Below are 15,382 nucleotides of genomic sequence, written 5' to 3'. Positions count from 1 at the left end.
TCTCAGTCTTCTCCTTTTTTAGGTAAATACTTGTCAATATATTCATCCCTAACTCTCTTAAGCTCTGCTTTGGGTAAAATGGTCAATAGCTCCCACCCTAAATTGAGTGTTTCCTCAATGCTTCTATCTTCATTTTCACCTTGAGAAACATAACGTTTTTCGAATTCATCGGCAAATTTGGCAAAGAGCTTATCTGCATCACTAAGCGCAGCCTCACCCAAAATTACGGCTAATTCCTTCGCTTCTTTACCGCGAGCATAAGCAGCAAACAGCTGGTTCATAGTGTCGGCATGATCTTCCCTGGTTTTACCTTCACCGATACCCTTATCCTTAAGCCTTGAAAGCGAAGGCAGCACGTCAATAGGCGGCATTATGCCTCTTGTATACAGTTCACGACTAAGGATGACCTGACCTTCTGTAATATATCCTGTCAAGTCCGGGATGGGATGTGTCTTGTCATCTTCAGGCATCGTTAAAATCGGTATCTGCGTAATTGAGCCTTTTTTACCCCGCAAACGCCCTGCTCTTTCATATATGGTGGAAAGGTCTGTGTAAAGGTATCCAGGATAGCCTCTGCGGCCTGGAACCTCTTTTCTTGCGGCTGAAACTTCTCGAAGGGCTTCACAGTAGTTGGTCATATCAGTTAAGATAACTAGGACGTGCATATCCTTTTCAAATGCGAGAAACTCAGCACATGTAAGTGCCATACGCGGTGTTGATATACGTTCAATAGCCGGATCGTTGGCTAAATTCATAAAAAGCACTGATCTGTCTATAGCGCCGGTTTTTCTAAAGTCTGAAATAAAATAATCTGCTTCTTCGAAGGTAATACCCATCGCCGCAAAGACAACGGCAAACTTGCTTTCTGTTCCCAGAACCTTTGCCTGCCGTGCTATTTGAGCTGCAAGCTGGGCATGCGGCAAACCTGAACCTGAAAATATAGGCAGCTTCTGACCTCTGACCAGTGTATTTAAGCCGTCAATAGCCGAAATTCCAGTTTGTATAAACTCCGATGGGTAGTCACGTGCCGCCGGGTTTATAGGGCTGCCGTCTATGTCAAGCCGCTTTTCGGGAATTATTTTGGGACCATTATCCTTGGGTCTTCCTGAACCATCGAATACTCTGCCTAACATATCGATCGAAACACCCAATTGGATACTCTTGCCCAAAAATCTTATTTTGCAGTCATTTATATTAAGTCCCGTTGAGCCTTCGAAAAGCTGAACTAACGCTTTATCGCCGTCGATTTCAAGTACTTGTCCGCGTCGTATTTCGCCTGAAGCCGTTTCAATTTCAACGAGCTCATTGTACTTTACGCCTTCTACATTCTCTACCATCATTAAGGGGCCTGCAATTTCCCTAGCAGTTCTATACTCTTTAATCATTCAGCTTTTCCCCCTTCCATTAAGGCTTTAAGCTGCTGTTTTAGTTCGGATTCAATTTCATCAAATATTTTCATGTCTTTTTCATCGGCATACTTAACTCTGCCAATCCGCTCCCGAACCGGCAAATTTTCTATTTCAGAAAATACTACTCCGCTGTCGATTGCCTTTTTGGATTCTTCATAGAACATCAGAATAAGTTTCAACATTCTATACTGTTTATTCAAAGAAGTATAAGTATCCACTTCATGAAAGGCATTCTGATGGAGGAAGTCTTCTCTTATTGACCTGGCTACTTCCAGTATGAGTCGATCCTTTATCGAAAGAGCGTCAATACCTACCAATCGCACAATTTCCTGTAGGCTGGCCTCTTCCTGTAAAAGTCTCATAGCCTCTGCCCTTAACTCTTTCCAATTACCAGATATGTTTTGATTCATGTAATCTTCTACCGTATCAGAGTACAGGGAATAACTGGTTAGCCAATTTATAGCTGGAAAATGTCTGGCATAAGCCAGCGATGCATCCAATGCCCAGAATACTTTCACAACACGGAGTGTAGCCTGAGTTACCGGCTCCGAAAGGTCGCCGCCGGGAGGTGAAACCGCTCCGACTGCCGTAAGGGCACCTTCCCTATTATCACTGCCGATGGTAACAACTCTTCCGGCCCTTTCGTAAAACTCGGCAATCCTTCGAGATAAATACGCCGGGTAACCTTCATCACCGGGCATCTCCTCAAGACGTCCGGACATTTCCCTTAAGGCCTCGGCCCAACGCGATGTTGAATCAGCCATTAAAGCTACACTGTAACCCATATCCCTAAAATACTCGGCTATGGTTACACCAGTATATATAGAAGCTTCTCGAGCTGCCACCGGCATGTTTGAAGTATTTGCAATCAGAACAGTTCTCTTCATTAGCGGTTCACCGGTTTTGGGGTCAAGAAGCTCCGGAAACTCAAGCAAAACATCAGTCATCTCATTGCCACGTTCACCGCAACCGATGTAAACAACGATTTCCGCATCCGCCCACTTTGCCAGCTGGTGCTGAACAACGGTTTTCCCGCTGCCAAAAGGTCCTGGTATACAAGCTGAGCCGCCCTTTGCTACCGGAAAGAACGTGTCAATTACTCGCTGTCCTGTAGCCATAGGTTCCTCAGGAGGAAGTTTTTCTTTATATGGCCGTATCATTCTGACAGGCCATTTCTGCATCATTGTAACATCGACGATATCACCGCTATCAGTTTTTATCTTTGCAATTACATCTGTAACAGTAAATTCTCCTTCATAGATTTCTACAACTTCACCTGAAATATGCGGAGGCACCATAATCTTATGCTCCACTATTACAGTTTCTTGAACACTTCCGAGAAAATCTCCTCCTGATACTTTCTGTCCTTTTTTAGCAATGGGTTTAAACTCCCATTTCTTTTTTCTATTAAGTGCCGGGACATCAATGCCTCTTGTTATATAGCTTCCCATCGTTGATTCTATAACATCGAGGGGTCGCTGGATTCCATCGAATATCCCCTCAAGTAGTCCCGGTCCCAGTTCAACGCTGAGGGGAAGCCCTGTAGAAATTACCGGGTCCCCGGGGCCCAAGCCTGAAGTTTCCTCATAGACTTGAATGGAAAGTCTTTCTCCATGGACCTCTATAACCTCACCAATTAGGCCTTGCTCTCCTACTTTGACCACGTCGAACATCTTGGCTTCGGGTAACCCCGTTGCCACTACGAGGGGACCGGAAACTTTCACTACAACACCATTCGTCATTCCTCTCCCTCTTTTCCAAATATGATATCTACTCCAATGGCTTTTTCCACGGACTTTTTCACTTCACCTATTCCGATTCCAAAAGTGCCCTGGTTGCCGGGAATCAGTGTTATGGCCGGAAGCATCTGACTCCTGAACTGGTCTATTTTCTCCGGAATTTCTTTAGCAATCTGTTCTGTAATAAAAATAACCGCATAATTTTCCTTAGCAAGCCTAGTTATTGTAAAACTTGCCTCCCTATCGCTTAAGACGGGAAAGATGTCGACCCCCAGAGATTTAAAAGCAAGTACTGTATCCTTATCTCCTACCACCGCTATTTTATACATAGACATCTCTTAATCGCTCCCTTATCATATCCGCGGATATGCCGTTAATCTTTCCAACTATTATGATTCTCAGAAGCTTCAACTCGTTTTCCCTAGCGGCCATATAACCTATAACTGTTTCCGGGCCAAAAGGTTTATAAAGACCTCTTCTTGCCAGAGCAACCATATAATTATCAATCATTTTTTCAAAAACTAAAGGACTACCTGTTGACTCCCATGATGCAAGACCTTCTTCAACCACCTCATGATACGGCGTTGAATTAAAAGCTTCGATTATATTTTGAGTAGTGCCGGTAAAAATCTCTTTGAAAAATTCTTTTGTTAAATTTCCGCCGTCAACTAATGCACTTTCGAGAGTTCGTATATCTGCATCTATCTTTTGCAATCTCACCAGTGTTTTTATGTTTGTAAGGTCTGCCAAAGCAGCCAGGTATTCCTTTAAAAAGGAATCACTTGAGCTTTCAACAATCTTTGTCATTTCTTCGAAAAGGGCCTGATCCAACACTAAATCTACCTTTTGTGGGTTTTTTGTTGTTTCATATGTTTCCACAGCTCTATGATAAGCTTCTTTTAGGCTATCAGGTATTATTGCTCCGGTATCCCCTTGTGCATATTTTTGCATTTCTTCAGGGGAAACCTCACCCAGTTGTGAGAAATATTCTTTAAACTCCGCACCAAGTATATTCCCCTTTACGATTACCTTTAAATTATGATAATCATTTTTTAAAGTAAAGAATCTTATAATCTCGTGATTCTTAAATGATTCCTTTAAAGTCTTGATAGTTCTTCCCATGCTCTGTTCTAAGACTTTTTCGAAATCATAGATGTTTTCCATATCGGCAATGTCGCTGCCGTACTCAGTATCACTCAATGCTTTGATTACATCCTCTGCTTCTGGAGCATCAAGCAGCCTATCAATAGCGTTTTTCCCGAGGAGTTTGGTTTCCAAAAATTTTATTCGGGCCGAAACATATAAAAAATCCGTATCTTTCGCCATTTAATCACTCCTCGAAAAGTATTTTGGCTATTTCTGTTTCCAATTCTTCCCTTTCCATGTTGATAAGGGAATCAAATGTGCAATTAATCTCCATGTCCTCGGATTTGAGTATAAATCCACCTATCATTTTGCCGGGAGTTTCGGAAATTCTAAGATTTCCCTGTTTTCCCATGCTTTTTAGCTTTTCATTGATTTTTTTAATAAAATCCGGTGTAATCCTATTTTTGTCATCTTCAGAAATTACCACTTCTTCATTTCCGGTAATTACACTCTTTAAAAGCATTTCAGCGATCAGGTTGCGGTAATCTTCATCTGACATATTCTTGAGTTTAGCTTTTGCCTTTTCGAAAACTTCATCAATTATTTGTTGTTTTGCTTGAAGTAGTGCTTTTCGATTTTCCAGCTGGGCCATAGAAAGTATTCTGCGCTTTTTCTCCTCAGCCGCCCTGTTCGCCTTTTCTAAAATGTCGTTTAAAATTTCCTCGGCTTTATTCTCATACTTAGCCCTTATATCCCGAGCTTGAGCCCGAGCATTTTCAAGAAGTTTTTGCTTTTCTTCCTGGGCTTCCTCCAATATCGTCGCTTTTATCTTTGCAATACCCTCCATGGCAAGACACTCCCTTATATCACGATGCCGAACAACATTAATATAGTCGCCAGCAACGCAAGCACAGCATAGGTCTCAACCATGGCCGCAAAAGTAATACCCTTGGCTACTTCTTCAGGGCGTTTAGATACTATACCTATTGCAGAGGCAGCTACTCGACCCTGATAGATAGCTGACATAAAGCCGACTATGGCAATAGGCATACAAGCAGCGAATATAAGCCATCCCTGAAAAGTAGTAATATCTACCAATGTTCCGGATAGTAATCCAAGCTTTTGGATGGTAAGAAATCCTGCCAAAAAGCCATAAATACCCTGTGTTCCCGGAATTGCCTGAAGTATCAACGCTTGACCAAATTTGCTCGGATCTTCTGTTATAAGCCCTGATGCACTTTCACCCACAATGCCTACACCTCTTGCAGATCCAATTCCCGGCAGGCCTACAGCCAGTGCCGCCCCTATTAGTGCTATAACCTGTCCAAAAGTTAGTGACATTTATAACTCCTCCTCAAATATTATTCTAAATGTATATTTATAAATCTTCCAATTCAACATAAGTTGTTTTGATTCTCAGCGGGTCAAAAGCTCGACCGCCACTATCATAAAATTTGCTGAAAAACTCAATATACTGCAAACGGCTACTGTGAACATATGCACCTAATATATTGATTAATATGTTAAACACATGTCCTCCTAGTAGAATGAGTACCATTACTACATAACCAACTATGCTTCCGCTTACTGTTTTGGCCATGGTATTTATTACAGTCGCTATAACGCCTGTCGTAAGGCCTAAAGCAAGCAGCCTGGAATATGACAGCACATCGCTAAGGTAGCCTGTAATATCATACAAGCTGAGGACTCCTGAAGCAAGTTTCATTATAATGTTCTTTTGTGACCTTCCTTGCGTCAGAATCAATCCAACTGCTCCAAAGATAGCTACATATTTGGCTACTGCTCCTAGCTGCGGAACTGCAAACATCAACAAACCTGTCAGCAGCACCAGCCACAACCCCTGATCCATCAAGGCATCAGCCACGTGACCCTCTCTGATGTTTTTATATGCATTTAAGATAATTCCTGTGTATATCTGTATTATCCCCATGATAAACGACAATATCAGAACAGACATGGGATTATCTAAGGGATTTATCCATAGCGGCTTGACTTTGATGAGATCGCCGAACCAGCCGCCAAAAATTGCTCCCCAAATAACTGTCGATATACCACAAAGGAAAAACATTGATACAAATTTCCTGCCAGAGCCCTCCAGTTTAAATTTTAGCAGAGCTAAGGCCGTAAGCAGGCTTACTACAATCCCATAGCCCGCATCACTGAGCATCATTCCAAAAAAGACAAAGTAGAATGGTGCCATGTATGGATTTGGATCAATTCCTCTTGGATCAGGCAAACTGTAAAGTTCAGTTATCACTTCGAAAGGTTCTACCAATTTTGCATTTGAAAGCAGCACCGGCATATCATCATCTTCATCCGGTTCTTTAAACTCAATATAAACCGATTCAGTAACACCTAAAATCCTATCCTTAACAAAATCCTTATGTTTTTCAGGAAGCCATGCCTGCAAATAGAAGGATTTATCAGTATCAAGCAGCTTTAGAATATTGCTTTTTCTATCTCTTTCTACAGAATAATAATCATATAGGATTTCAAAATACAGTTTTTGACTAGATAGTTCCTGTGACTTACGCTTGATATCTTCACGTTCCTTTTCTATATCGGCAAGTCGCTTTTTATCCTGCTTTATAATTTGAGCCGGAGTGCCGGTTAAACCAGGAAAGTCTTGAACTGTTACCGAGAATTCCTTAAACAGACTCTGCATAGCTTCTTTGTGATTTTTGTGATATATCACCAGCGTATAAACATCATCACGGTTTTCACCAAGAGCTTTTATGCAGGCTAGCAATTCATCTTCTTCAAGACTCTTTTCAAGCTCATCCTTTGCCTTTCTGGGCATCACCGCCGTAATAAAGACAGTTTCTTGCGTATCGCCAAGCTGTTCAAATGGAATATCTAAAGATTGCCACGGTAAAAGTATTTCAATTTGATTTAGAATTTTTGATTCTTCCACTTTTAACTGTGCAAGTCTTTTGTCCAAATCAAAAACAGCTTGTAATGCCTCTAAAACCTGTGCTTCATCTTTTAAAACCTTCGCCAATTCATCTTTTTTAATATTTGGCTTCCCTTGTATGAGCGGATTTACAGATTTAGCAAAGGGTTTTAAAAAATCAATGCCAAATTTCAGATTATTAAGTTTAGATTCCAAATCCATTAAATCTTTTGTCAGTTCACTGCGAATCTTACTGTCTTGCTGCACCTCTTTTGCCGTTTCATCATTATCCTCTACTATGTCAATTACTTCAACAATACCGGTTTTTTGCAAAGCACTCATTATCTGACTCTGCTCTTTTTTCAGGCCTAAAAGGTGCATTTTTTCCATTTTAACTATCGCCATAGGACTTCACGATCCTCTCTACGATCATGTCCACCGCCGCTTCGGTTTTGCCGGCGGAAATCTCTTTTAAGTGTTTGACCTGTTCTTCATGCTCCTTCTTGAGGCTCTCAACTATTTTCAATGCTTCAGCCTCTGCTTCCTGAATAAGTTTTTGTCTTTGCTCTTCACCTTGCTTTTTTGCATCTTGAAGGATTAATTCTCCTTCCTCGGCTGCATTTGCTACAATAGCTTTTGCCTCTTTTTCAGCTTCATCTAAAATATTTTTCGCTTCTTGTTCTGCAGCCTTTACATCTTCTAATGCTTCTTTCAATATCTACCACCTCCCTTTAAAAATTGAAAACGGGTTTTCTAATCTTTATTATTTACCCTTTTTCTTTAATTCATGGGATATCAACCTGTAGACTCCTGTAATACCAGAGAAAACGCCCAGCAAAGTGCCGGAAATTAAAAAAGCGCTACCAGTGGAAAACTTTTGGTCCATATAAGCTCCAATATACATACCACCTGCTATAGGTAGTGCAATATTTATTCCTATTTGTGTAGCAAATACAATATATTGTAGACCTTTATAATCTTTCATGGTATAAATTATATAACATTGATATAAGAAATTCAAACTTTATCTCACAACTCAGTTGAGGGTTTTTAGCACATTTTGCATCTATGATTTCTTTCTATTATATTGTATTATTATATGTGAATCTTGTCACATTTGCAAGTACTAATTCTAAATATTAGATGCAAATTTTATATAATTTTTATTTCAAAAGTTCCCAAGCTTTAATGAATAATAATATACATGCAATAAATATATAAAAAAAGGCCCTGTTTAAGGCCCTATTTTGCCACATTTGCCAGTTTGATAGGTAGCAAACAGATAACTAGGCCTGCTGCTCACCTGCACCATTATTTTAATATTGAGCTTTAAATTCTATCGGTTTATCTTCTTTAATCCCGAAATAATATAGTAAAAAATCTGCGATTCTTTCCGAGGCATGACCATCACCATAAGGATTAATAGCATTAGCCATTTGTTCATATTCACCTTTATCTGTTAAAAGCTTCTTTGCTTCTTCATAAATGGTTTCGCTTTCTGTGCCAATTACCTTAACAGTACCGGCTTTAACCGCTTCCGGTCTTTCGGTTTCATTTCTTAAGACCAGCACCGGTTTGCCCAAAGATGGAGCCTCTTCCTGAAGGCCGCCCGAATCGGTAACTACCATATAGCAATGAGCCATGAGGTTGTGCATTTCATCGGTATCTAAAGGTTCAAGGAGTAGTATGCGCTCATGCCCACCAAGAATATCAAAAACAGTATCCCTTACAGCCGGATTTAAGTGCACCGGATATATTATTTTGACTTTGGGAAAGTTATCCGCTAATTTTCGAAGGGCATGACAAATATTAGCCAAAGGCTTGCCCAAATTCTCCCGACGATGGGCTGTAACCAGAATAACTTTCTGCCTTTTATAGTCTAGATTATTTAGCAGATCAGTAGAAAAAATAAAATCTTGTTTTACCGTAGTTTTTAATGCATCTATTACCGTATTACCGGTAACCAATATTTTTTCCGGTTTTACTCCCTCTTCCAAGAGATTTTTTCGAGCAATTTCAGTAGGTGAAAAGTGTATGTCAGCAAGAGAGCCTGTGAGCTTTCTGTTCATTTCCTCGGGAAATGGAAGCCATTTGTCGTGAGTTCTAAGGCCGGCTTCAACATGTCCCACCTTAATTTGATGATAAAAAGCCGCCAAGGCACCGGCAAATGTAGTGGTGGTATCGCCATGAACTATTACCATATCAGGCTTAACTTTATCTAAAACTTCCCCTAAACCAAGGAGGGCGTTTGTTGTAATGCCAAATAATGTTTGCTTTTCAGTCATTATATTTAAATCATAGTCAGCTTTTATGTTAAAAAGGCTCAGCACCTGATCCAACATTTCCCGGTGTTGAGCTGTAATTGCTACTTCACACTGAAAATTATCTCTCTTTTTAAGTTCCTGCACCAATGGTGCCATTTTTATAGCTTCAGGTCTTGTACCAAAAATCACCAGAATTTTTATTTTGTCCAATGGCTACTCCCCTTTACATTCCATGAGTAGATTTTTTCGCTTCTACAGTTATATTTATATACCTTACCGAAACTAACAACATAAAAATTACTAAGGCGAAGACTACTGCTGCCTGCTTAATGCCTATCATGGCCAGAACCACAGAGCATATCCCCAGCGAAATACTTATAACATACATATACAACACAGCCTGTTTCTGAGATAACCCTATAGCCATTAGTCTGTGATGTACATGACCTTTATCTGCCTGCATCAATGGCTTGCCATTTACAAACCTGCGTAAAATTGCATAAGCTGTATCAAAAATAGGCAGACCTAAGGCTAATATGGGAACAATCAAGGCTATGGCAGTAGCGCTTTTAACAGCCCCTTCAATAGCTTGGGCAGCTAGAACGAAACCTAAAAACATAGCACCTGTATCACCCATAAAAATCTTAGCTGGGTTAAAATTATACGGCAAAAATCCAATTGCAGCGCCGGCAAGAAGAGCCATTATAAGAGCTCCATTAGCCTGTTCAAGACTCAAATTTACCAGCATCATAGTAAAAGCGGCAATAGCGGCAATTCCGGCCGCCAACCCGTCAAGTCCGTCAATAAAATTTAGTGTATTGGTAATCCCCACTACCCAAAATAAGGTTGCGGGAATGGCTAATTTCCCAAGGAGAATCATGCCTCCGAGCGGATTTGTAATCAACTGTACTTTTATACCAAAAAGCAGCAGCACTACTGCAGCTGCAATTTGCCCCAACAGCTTTACTTTAGCGGGAAGGTCGTAGATATCATCTAAAATTCCAACTATTACAATTATGGTTGCACCTAAAAATATCCCCTGTACATAAGGAAGATTTAAAGGTAAAGTTATTAACCCTACTACCACAAAAGAAATATAAATGGCAAGACCGCCAAGCCTAGGCATTGGTTTTTTATGAACTCTTCGGGTATCAGTAGGTACATCAATAGCTCCAATTTTCCAAGAAAGTTTCATTACAAACGGTGTCACTAAGTATGCCAAAACCATTGACATCAAAAAACCGTATATGTAATGTTGCAATGAAATCGCTCCCTTTGTAGTGTATGCTCTTTCATTCATTATTTTATTTCAAATAAGATGGTTTGTCAATCTCAACTAAATGCCAAGCTTTTTAGTAGTTGTTATCTTTGCTAGGCATACAAACCACTTCTATCCAAGGGGCATCTTTGAACCAATCATAATCAGGTGGGTACTCAATAGCATATACCACTCGCTTTATACCTGAGTTTATGATAAGTTTAGAACACTCTGCACAGGGGCGAGCGGTGACATATATGGTAGCGCCTTTGCGTTCTTCAGGAGAACATTCTAAGAGGGCATTGACCTCAGCATGAATAGTCCGCACACAATGGTTTCCTCGCATCATACACCCTACATCATCACAGTGATCCATACCTGAAGGGCTGCCGTTGTATCCTGTTCCTTTTATTCTGTTATCCTTCACCACTACAGCACCCACCTGAAGCCTTGGGCATGTAGACCTTTCCCTTACCTTGAATGCTATTTCTAAAAAATACTTATCCCAGTCTTTCCTCATAATAAAAGCTCCTTCCAGGCAGTTAGTATGTGTGTAAGATTTCACAGCAAATCAATTATTAGCAAGAATATTTAAGCATTACGGTTATTTAAAACATTTATTATTTCATCTATGATTTTATATACCATCTGCGAGCTTTGTTTTGCTATCTGATAATAATTATTCGCTTTTTCCATATCTCCATCCCTTATAGCTAGTAAAGCTTGTTCTCCAGCGTCATGTAATTCATTGTGATATCTGTCAATACTTTCCCATAATTTCTTAATTTCATCGTCTTGTATTATAAGTGAATTGTAGAAATGACCAAAACCACATTTATCTGCATCAACTTGTAATGGAATAATCTTGCTATTCCTTACAGCTTCTTCTAGGATATCCATCCATAAGTTATGCTGTTTACTAGCATTTTTTAAAATATTTACTAATTCTTCTTTTGTAACTTTGCAATCATTGTCCATAAATCTTTGATAATATTCTCTATTTTGCTCAATAAAAGCTGTATCCATATCATTTATTTCATGCTTAATAGACTCTAATTTCTTTATATCACTGTCAAGTCTATTGACTATACTAACTATTTCTTCGGTTTCAGTAGAAAGACTGTGCATGGCAGAAGTTATTTCATTTATCGCTGTACTTATTTGCTGAAAAGATGCGGCAAAACCTTCTATATCGCCTTTGATTAGGTTAACGGCATTAAAATTTTTTTCAACTGCCTCCTTGATAGTCCTTGTTACCAAGGGAATTTGTTTCATGACTTCATTAGTCTGTTTCATGCTTTCTAAGCTCTTAGCAGAATCTTTATGGATTTCTTGTGTAAAGCTTTTGAACTTGTCTAAGCTTGCTTTAGTGCTGTCTGCTAATTTCCTTATTTCTTCCGAAACCACAGCAAATCCTCTGCCGGCTTCTCCCGCCCGTGCAGCTTCTATGCTTGCGTTTAATGCTAAAAGATTTGTTTGATCTGCAATCTGTTCTATTACCTCAACGATGTTTCCGATTTCCTTTAAATTATCCAAAAGCTTGTTTAGGGTAATATTGACAGTATTATTGCTTTCTGTTACTTTATCACACACTTCACCCATTAATTTGATGCTCTCTATATTCTTATTATTGTTTACTACAATATCTTCGATATTTTTATGAATCGCATCTATATTTTCTACATTATCTTCTATGGCTTTATCAATTTCTCCCATAGAAGCTGTAGTTTCTTCTGCAAAAGCCAAGGTATTTTCTGTTTGAAGACTCAGTTTATTCATAATAGCTTCAATTTCATCTATTAAATATGCCACATTCACTTCTAAGTTGCCTAGTGAAGAGCTCAAAGATATGGTTTTTAGCAGCATCTCTCTCGTGTCTTCTCTTATATTCTCTAACTTATTTATTTTTTCTAGTACGCTTATAGCTTTTGGATTTTTTGTAGATATAGGCTTTTCTTTAATGATTGCATCTAAAATTTTATTTGTATTTTCAAAAAACATCTGTTCCCCTCCTCATGTATTAATAATTGATATCAAAACAAATAGTGATGATAATCATTATATTTAGTATTTTATCATATACAGCTATAAAATAGAAGTTTAATTTTTAAATATAAAAAGCCTTGCTACTTTTTAAGCACGAAAAAGTAGCAAGGCTGCTAAACAAAAAATCTATTAAAGCAGTTTTTCGACAACTGCCTTAGATGTATTTTCTTTATTTGCTATGGATTCTTTGCGAGTCCTTTTAAAATACTCGGCATAGAGGATATCGAGCAAGAAAAGCTGTGAAATTTTTGCAGACAAGCTGGCGCTTTGAAGGGGACCTTCGTTTACACCGCACAGCAAAATAACATCAGAATATGCAGTAAGAGGTGATTTGGCAAATCTGGTAATGCAAATAGTTTTGGCGCCTCTTTCCTTTGCCGCTTTGGCAATCTCGATTATATCCTTAGTCGAACCTGAATAGGAAACTAAAACTGCTACATCATTTTCATCCATCAAAGCCGCTGACATGATTTGCAAATGTGAATCTAAAGAACATTCGGTCTTATTTGTTATTCTCATAAACTTATTTTTAGCTTCCAAAGCTGTAATGAGCGAGGCTCCAACGCCAAAAAAGTGAATCCTCTTTGCCTCTATAAAATAATCTACAGCTCTTGCAATATCTTCTTCTTTTATCAGATTATAGGTTTCATTTAAGGCGCTGATGTTTGTTGAAAGCAGCTTTGAAGATATCTCTTTTATGGTATCTTCCATGGTAATTTGACTTGACAGATGAAAAGTTCCTTCATCATCAGGTGAAATACTGTGAGCAAGTGCTATTTTAAACTCTTGATACCCTTTAAAATCTAAAGTCTTGCAAAATCTAAATATGCTAGAGTCTGCCACACCGCACTCATCGGCCAGGTCGGTAATTGACATATAAATTACGTCATTTGTATGCTCGAGAATATAATCCGCAATTTTCTTTTCAGTATTAGTAAATAAGTTATACCTTGAGCGAATTTGTGAAAATATATCTGATTTTATAGTGCCTCACCTCTTTCTACCGCCTCTTTCAAATGAAGGGATACTGCTCCAAGAACTCCGGCTCTATTTCCGAGGGATGCTTTGATAATTTTAACATCTCTAAAGCTCTCCATAATCATCCCATGTACTTTATCAGAAATCATACCTACAAGCACATCCTGTTCCATGACCCCTCCACCCAGGATAACGGCAGCCGGGTTAAATACGTGAATTAGGGACGTAAGCCCTAGTGCTATCTCAAAGGTCCATTCATTTACCATATTCTGCATTTGGGTATCGCCTTGTTTCATTCTATCAAAAATCTCTCTTCCGTCCAAGGGGGTTTTAAGCAGTTTTTCGGCCTTTTCTACCAGAGCTCTGGTAGACGCATAAGCCTCATAACAGCCCAAATTGCCGCAGCTGCATTTTATTCCAAGGGGATGTGTTACAATGTGGCCAAACTCAGCTGCAATCCCATTATGACCTTTATAAAGCTTGGAGTCTATGATAATTGCCCCGCCGATACCAGTGCCATATGTTAGACAAAGAAAATCGCTAAACCCTCTGCCTGCTCCAAAATACTTTTCACCGAGAGCTGCTGCATTAACATCATTTTCTACTTTTACCAGGACGCAAAATCTGCTTTCTAAAATATCCTTCAGCTTTGTTCCTGTGTAATTTGGTATGTTTTCATTGGCATATATAATCGAGCCTTTTTCGCAATCCACCTGTCCTGCAGTGCTGATACCAATAGCTTCAAACCCTTCATACCCGCTTATTATGTCTATCAGCTTTTCTACAAGAAACTTTCCACCTTTTTTAGCTTCCGACGGGTATTCCTTAAAAACTTCAAGATTGCCTTTTTCATCAGATATGCCAAGTTTTATGGACGTTCCTCCAATATCCGCAGCCAGTATCCTCATTAATAATCATCCTTTATAAAATCCATCTATTTAACACATATGCCAGAATCCACTACTTCCTCAATTGCACTTACAAATCTCTTAGTTATCTCCATAGGCCTTGTTATTGCACTGCCAACGACGGCTGCATGGACGCCTAAGCTAAATATTTTTTTAATATCTTCAGGAGTCCATATACCGCCTTCGGCTATCACAGGAACGTCAAAATCTTTGACAAGCCTTCCTATCAGTTCCAAATCCGGCAGCTTTCTATCCTTCGTATATTCCGTATATCCGCATAAGGTAGTGCCAAGGCAGTCAAATCCCAATTCATAAGCCTTTTTTGCCTCCTCATATGTTGAACAGTCTGCCATAAATATTTGGTCAGGATACTTTTCTCTAAGTTTCGGAAATATTTCACTGATTGTGGTGCCATCCGGCCTTATTCTCTTGGTGGCATCTGTTGCGATAATGTCAACACCTTCATTGTATAATGATTCGACTTCATTTTCGGTTGGTGTAATAAAGACCTCTGAGCCTTCATAAACTTTTTTTATTATACCGATTATAGGGAGTTTTACATTCTTTTTTATTTCTCTTATATCTTCAATGCTGTTAGCTCTAATCCCACCGGCTCCGCCTAAGTATGCCGCATAGGCCATTTTACCCATTATAAATGAACTGTGAAGTGGCTCATCAGGTAGTGCCTGGCAAGATACGATAAGTTTGTTTTTTATTTGATTAAATATCTTGTCCTTATTGTCTGTCATCTTTATATCTCCATATATAAAATTATTTAAA

At 39.1% G+C, this 15,382-nt stretch carries 16 protein-coding genes; all 16 read right to left on the bottom strand.

Features of this window, described 5'->3' with window-relative positions; genetic code table 11:
* Positions 1–2: 2 nt before the first annotated feature.
* A complete protein-coding gene (locus BUC45_RS02895) occupies positions 3–1,385 on the bottom strand; it encodes a V-type ATP synthase subunit B (RefSeq protein ID WP_013779122.1) in 1,383 nt (460 codons plus the stop codon).
* Positions 1,382–3,151 carry an ATP synthase subunit A gene (locus BUC45_RS02890; protein WP_296970158.1) on the bottom strand — a complete coding sequence of 590 codons (1,770 nt, stop codon included), beginning with the start codon at positions 3,149–3,151 and terminating at the stop codon, positions 1,382–1,384. The genes BUC45_RS02895 and BUC45_RS02890 overlap by 4 nt, the downstream gene beginning before the upstream one ends.
* On the bottom strand, positions 3,148–3,477 hold the full coding sequence (locus tag BUC45_RS02885; RefSeq protein WP_041591582.1) for a V-type ATP synthase subunit F: 330 nt from the start codon (positions 3,475–3,477) through the stop codon (positions 3,148–3,150). Before BUC45_RS02885 ends, BUC45_RS02890 begins: the two co-directional genes overlap by 4 nt.
* Positions 3,470–4,474 (bottom strand): V-type ATP synthase subunit C, encoded by a 1,005-nt coding sequence (locus BUC45_RS02880; RefSeq protein WP_296970157.1) that lies wholly within the window; start codon positions 4,472–4,474, stop codon positions 3,470–3,472. Before BUC45_RS02880 ends, BUC45_RS02885 begins: the two co-directional genes overlap by 8 nt.
* 4 nt (positions 4,475–4,478) lie before the next feature.
* Positions 4,479–5,081, bottom strand: coding sequence for a V-type ATP synthase subunit E family protein (locus BUC45_RS02875; protein ID WP_296970156.1), 603 nt, complete (start codon positions 5,079–5,081; stop codon positions 4,479–4,481).
* 14 nt (positions 5,082–5,095) lie between these two features.
* Entirely contained in the window at positions 5,096–5,575 is a 480-nt protein-coding gene (locus BUC45_RS02870; RefSeq protein WP_296970155.1) for a V-type ATP synthase subunit K, read from the bottom strand.
* Positions 5,576–5,612: 37 nt separating this feature from the next.
* Complete coding sequence (locus BUC45_RS02865; RefSeq protein ID WP_296970154.1) at positions 5,613–7,553, bottom strand: V-type ATP synthase subunit I; 1,941 nt, start codon at positions 7,551–7,553, stop codon at positions 5,613–5,615.
* On the bottom strand, positions 7,540–7,863 hold the full coding sequence (locus BUC45_RS02860; RefSeq protein WP_296970153.1) for a hypothetical protein: 324 nt from the start codon (positions 7,861–7,863) through the stop codon (positions 7,540–7,542). Before BUC45_RS02860 ends, BUC45_RS02865 begins: the two co-directional genes overlap by 14 nt.
* A gap of 48 nt (positions 7,864–7,911) precedes the next feature.
* Positions 7,912–8,133, bottom strand: a complete 222-nt coding sequence (locus BUC45_RS02855) for an AtpZ/AtpI family protein (protein ID WP_296970152.1) — start codon at positions 8,131–8,133, stop codon at positions 7,912–7,914.
* Between the two features lie 331 nt (positions 8,134–8,464).
* On the bottom strand, positions 8,465–9,622 hold the full coding sequence (gene wecB / locus BUC45_RS02850; RefSeq protein ID WP_366749584.1) for a UDP-N-acetylglucosamine 2-epimerase (non-hydrolyzing): 1,158 nt from the start codon (positions 9,620–9,622) through the stop codon (positions 8,465–8,467).
* Between the two features lie 13 nt (positions 9,623–9,635).
* On the bottom strand, positions 9,636–10,712 hold the full coding sequence (locus tag BUC45_RS02845; protein ID WP_296970150.1) for a glycosyltransferase family 4 protein: 1,077 nt from the start codon (positions 10,710–10,712) through the stop codon (positions 9,636–9,638).
* A gap of 52 nt (positions 10,713–10,764) precedes the next feature.
* Positions 10,765–11,190, bottom strand: a complete 426-nt coding sequence (locus tag BUC45_RS02840) for a dCMP deaminase family protein (protein WP_296970148.1) — start codon at positions 11,188–11,190, stop codon at positions 10,765–10,767.
* A gap of 71 nt (positions 11,191–11,261) precedes the next feature.
* Entirely contained in the window at positions 11,262–12,671 is a 1,410-nt protein-coding gene (locus BUC45_RS02835) for a methyl-accepting chemotaxis protein (RefSeq protein ID WP_296970146.1), read from the bottom strand.
* 174 nt (positions 12,672–12,845) lie between these two features.
* A complete protein-coding gene (locus tag BUC45_RS02830; protein ID WP_366749601.1) occupies positions 12,846–13,700 on the bottom strand; it encodes a MurR/RpiR family transcriptional regulator in 855 nt (284 codons plus the stop codon).
* On the bottom strand, positions 13,697–14,602 hold the full coding sequence (locus BUC45_RS02825) for an ROK family protein (protein ID WP_296970145.1): 906 nt from the start codon (positions 14,600–14,602) through the stop codon (positions 13,697–13,699). Before BUC45_RS02825 ends, BUC45_RS02830 begins: the two co-directional genes overlap by 4 nt.
* Positions 14,603–14,628: 26 nt before the next feature.
* Positions 14,629–15,351, bottom strand: a complete 723-nt coding sequence (locus tag BUC45_RS02820) for an N-acetylmannosamine-6-phosphate 2-epimerase (RefSeq protein ID WP_296970143.1) — start codon at positions 15,349–15,351, stop codon at positions 14,629–14,631.
* Between the last annotated feature and the right edge of the window lie 31 nt (positions 15,352–15,382).

It is taken from the genome of Tepidanaerobacter sp. EBM-38 (assembly GCA_001896545.1).
Classification (GTDB): Bacteria; Bacillota; Thermosediminibacteria; order Thermosediminibacterales; family Tepidanaerobacteraceae; genus Tepidanaerobacter.
Note: the sequence above shows the minus strand (reverse complement) of the source record. Positions and strands in the feature narration are given on the sequence as shown.

What these genes read in the sequence shown, in the direction of transcription:
- BUC45_RS02875 (WP_296970156.1), bottom strand. Translation starts at nt 5,081, where the DNA reads ATGGAGGGTATTGCAAAGATAAAAGCGACGATATTGGAGGAAGCCCAG.
- BUC45_RS02855 (WP_296970152.1), bottom strand. Translation starts at nt 8,133, where the DNA reads ATGAAAGATTATAAAGGTCTACAATATATTGTATTTGCTACACAAATA.
- BUC45_RS02890 (WP_296970158.1), bottom strand. Translation starts at nt 3,151, where the DNA reads ATGACGAATGGTGTTGTAGTGAAAGTTTCCGGTCCCCTCGTAGTGGCA.
- BUC45_RS02880 (WP_296970157.1), bottom strand. Translation starts at nt 4,474, where the DNA reads ATGGCGAAAGATACGGATTTTTTATATGTTTCGGCCCGAATAAAATTT.
- BUC45_RS02865 (WP_296970154.1), bottom strand. Translation starts at nt 7,553, where the DNA reads ATGGCGATAGTTAAAATGGAAAAAATGCACCTTTTAGGCCTGAAAAAA.
- BUC45_RS02825 (WP_296970145.1), bottom strand. Translation starts at nt 14,602, where the DNA reads ATGAGGATACTGGCTGCGGATATTGGAGGAACGTCCATAAAACTTGGC.
- BUC45_RS02835 (WP_296970146.1), bottom strand. Translation starts at nt 12,671, where the DNA reads ATGTTTTTTGAAAATACAAATAAAATTTTAGATGCAATCATTAAAGAA.
- BUC45_RS02840 (WP_296970148.1), bottom strand. Translation starts at nt 11,190, where the DNA reads ATGAGGAAAGACTGGGATAAGTATTTTTTAGAAATAGCATTCAAGGTA.
- BUC45_RS02870 (WP_296970155.1), bottom strand. Translation starts at nt 5,575, where the DNA reads ATGTCACTAACTTTTGGACAGGTTATAGCACTAATAGGGGCGGCACTG.
- BUC45_RS02845 (WP_296970150.1), bottom strand. Translation starts at nt 10,712, where the DNA reads ATGAATGAAAGAGCATACACTACAAAGGGAGCGATTTCATTGCAACAT.
- BUC45_RS02820 (WP_296970143.1), bottom strand. Translation starts at nt 15,351, where the DNA reads ATGACAGACAATAAGGACAAGATATTTAATCAAATAAAAAACAAACTT.
- BUC45_RS02895 (WP_013779122.1), bottom strand. Translation starts at nt 1,385, where the DNA reads ATGATTAAAGAGTATAGAACTGCTAGGGAAATTGCAGGCCCCTTAATG.
- BUC45_RS02885 (WP_041591582.1), bottom strand. Translation starts at nt 3,477, where the DNA reads ATGTATAAAATAGCGGTGGTAGGAGATAAGGATACAGTACTTGCTTTT.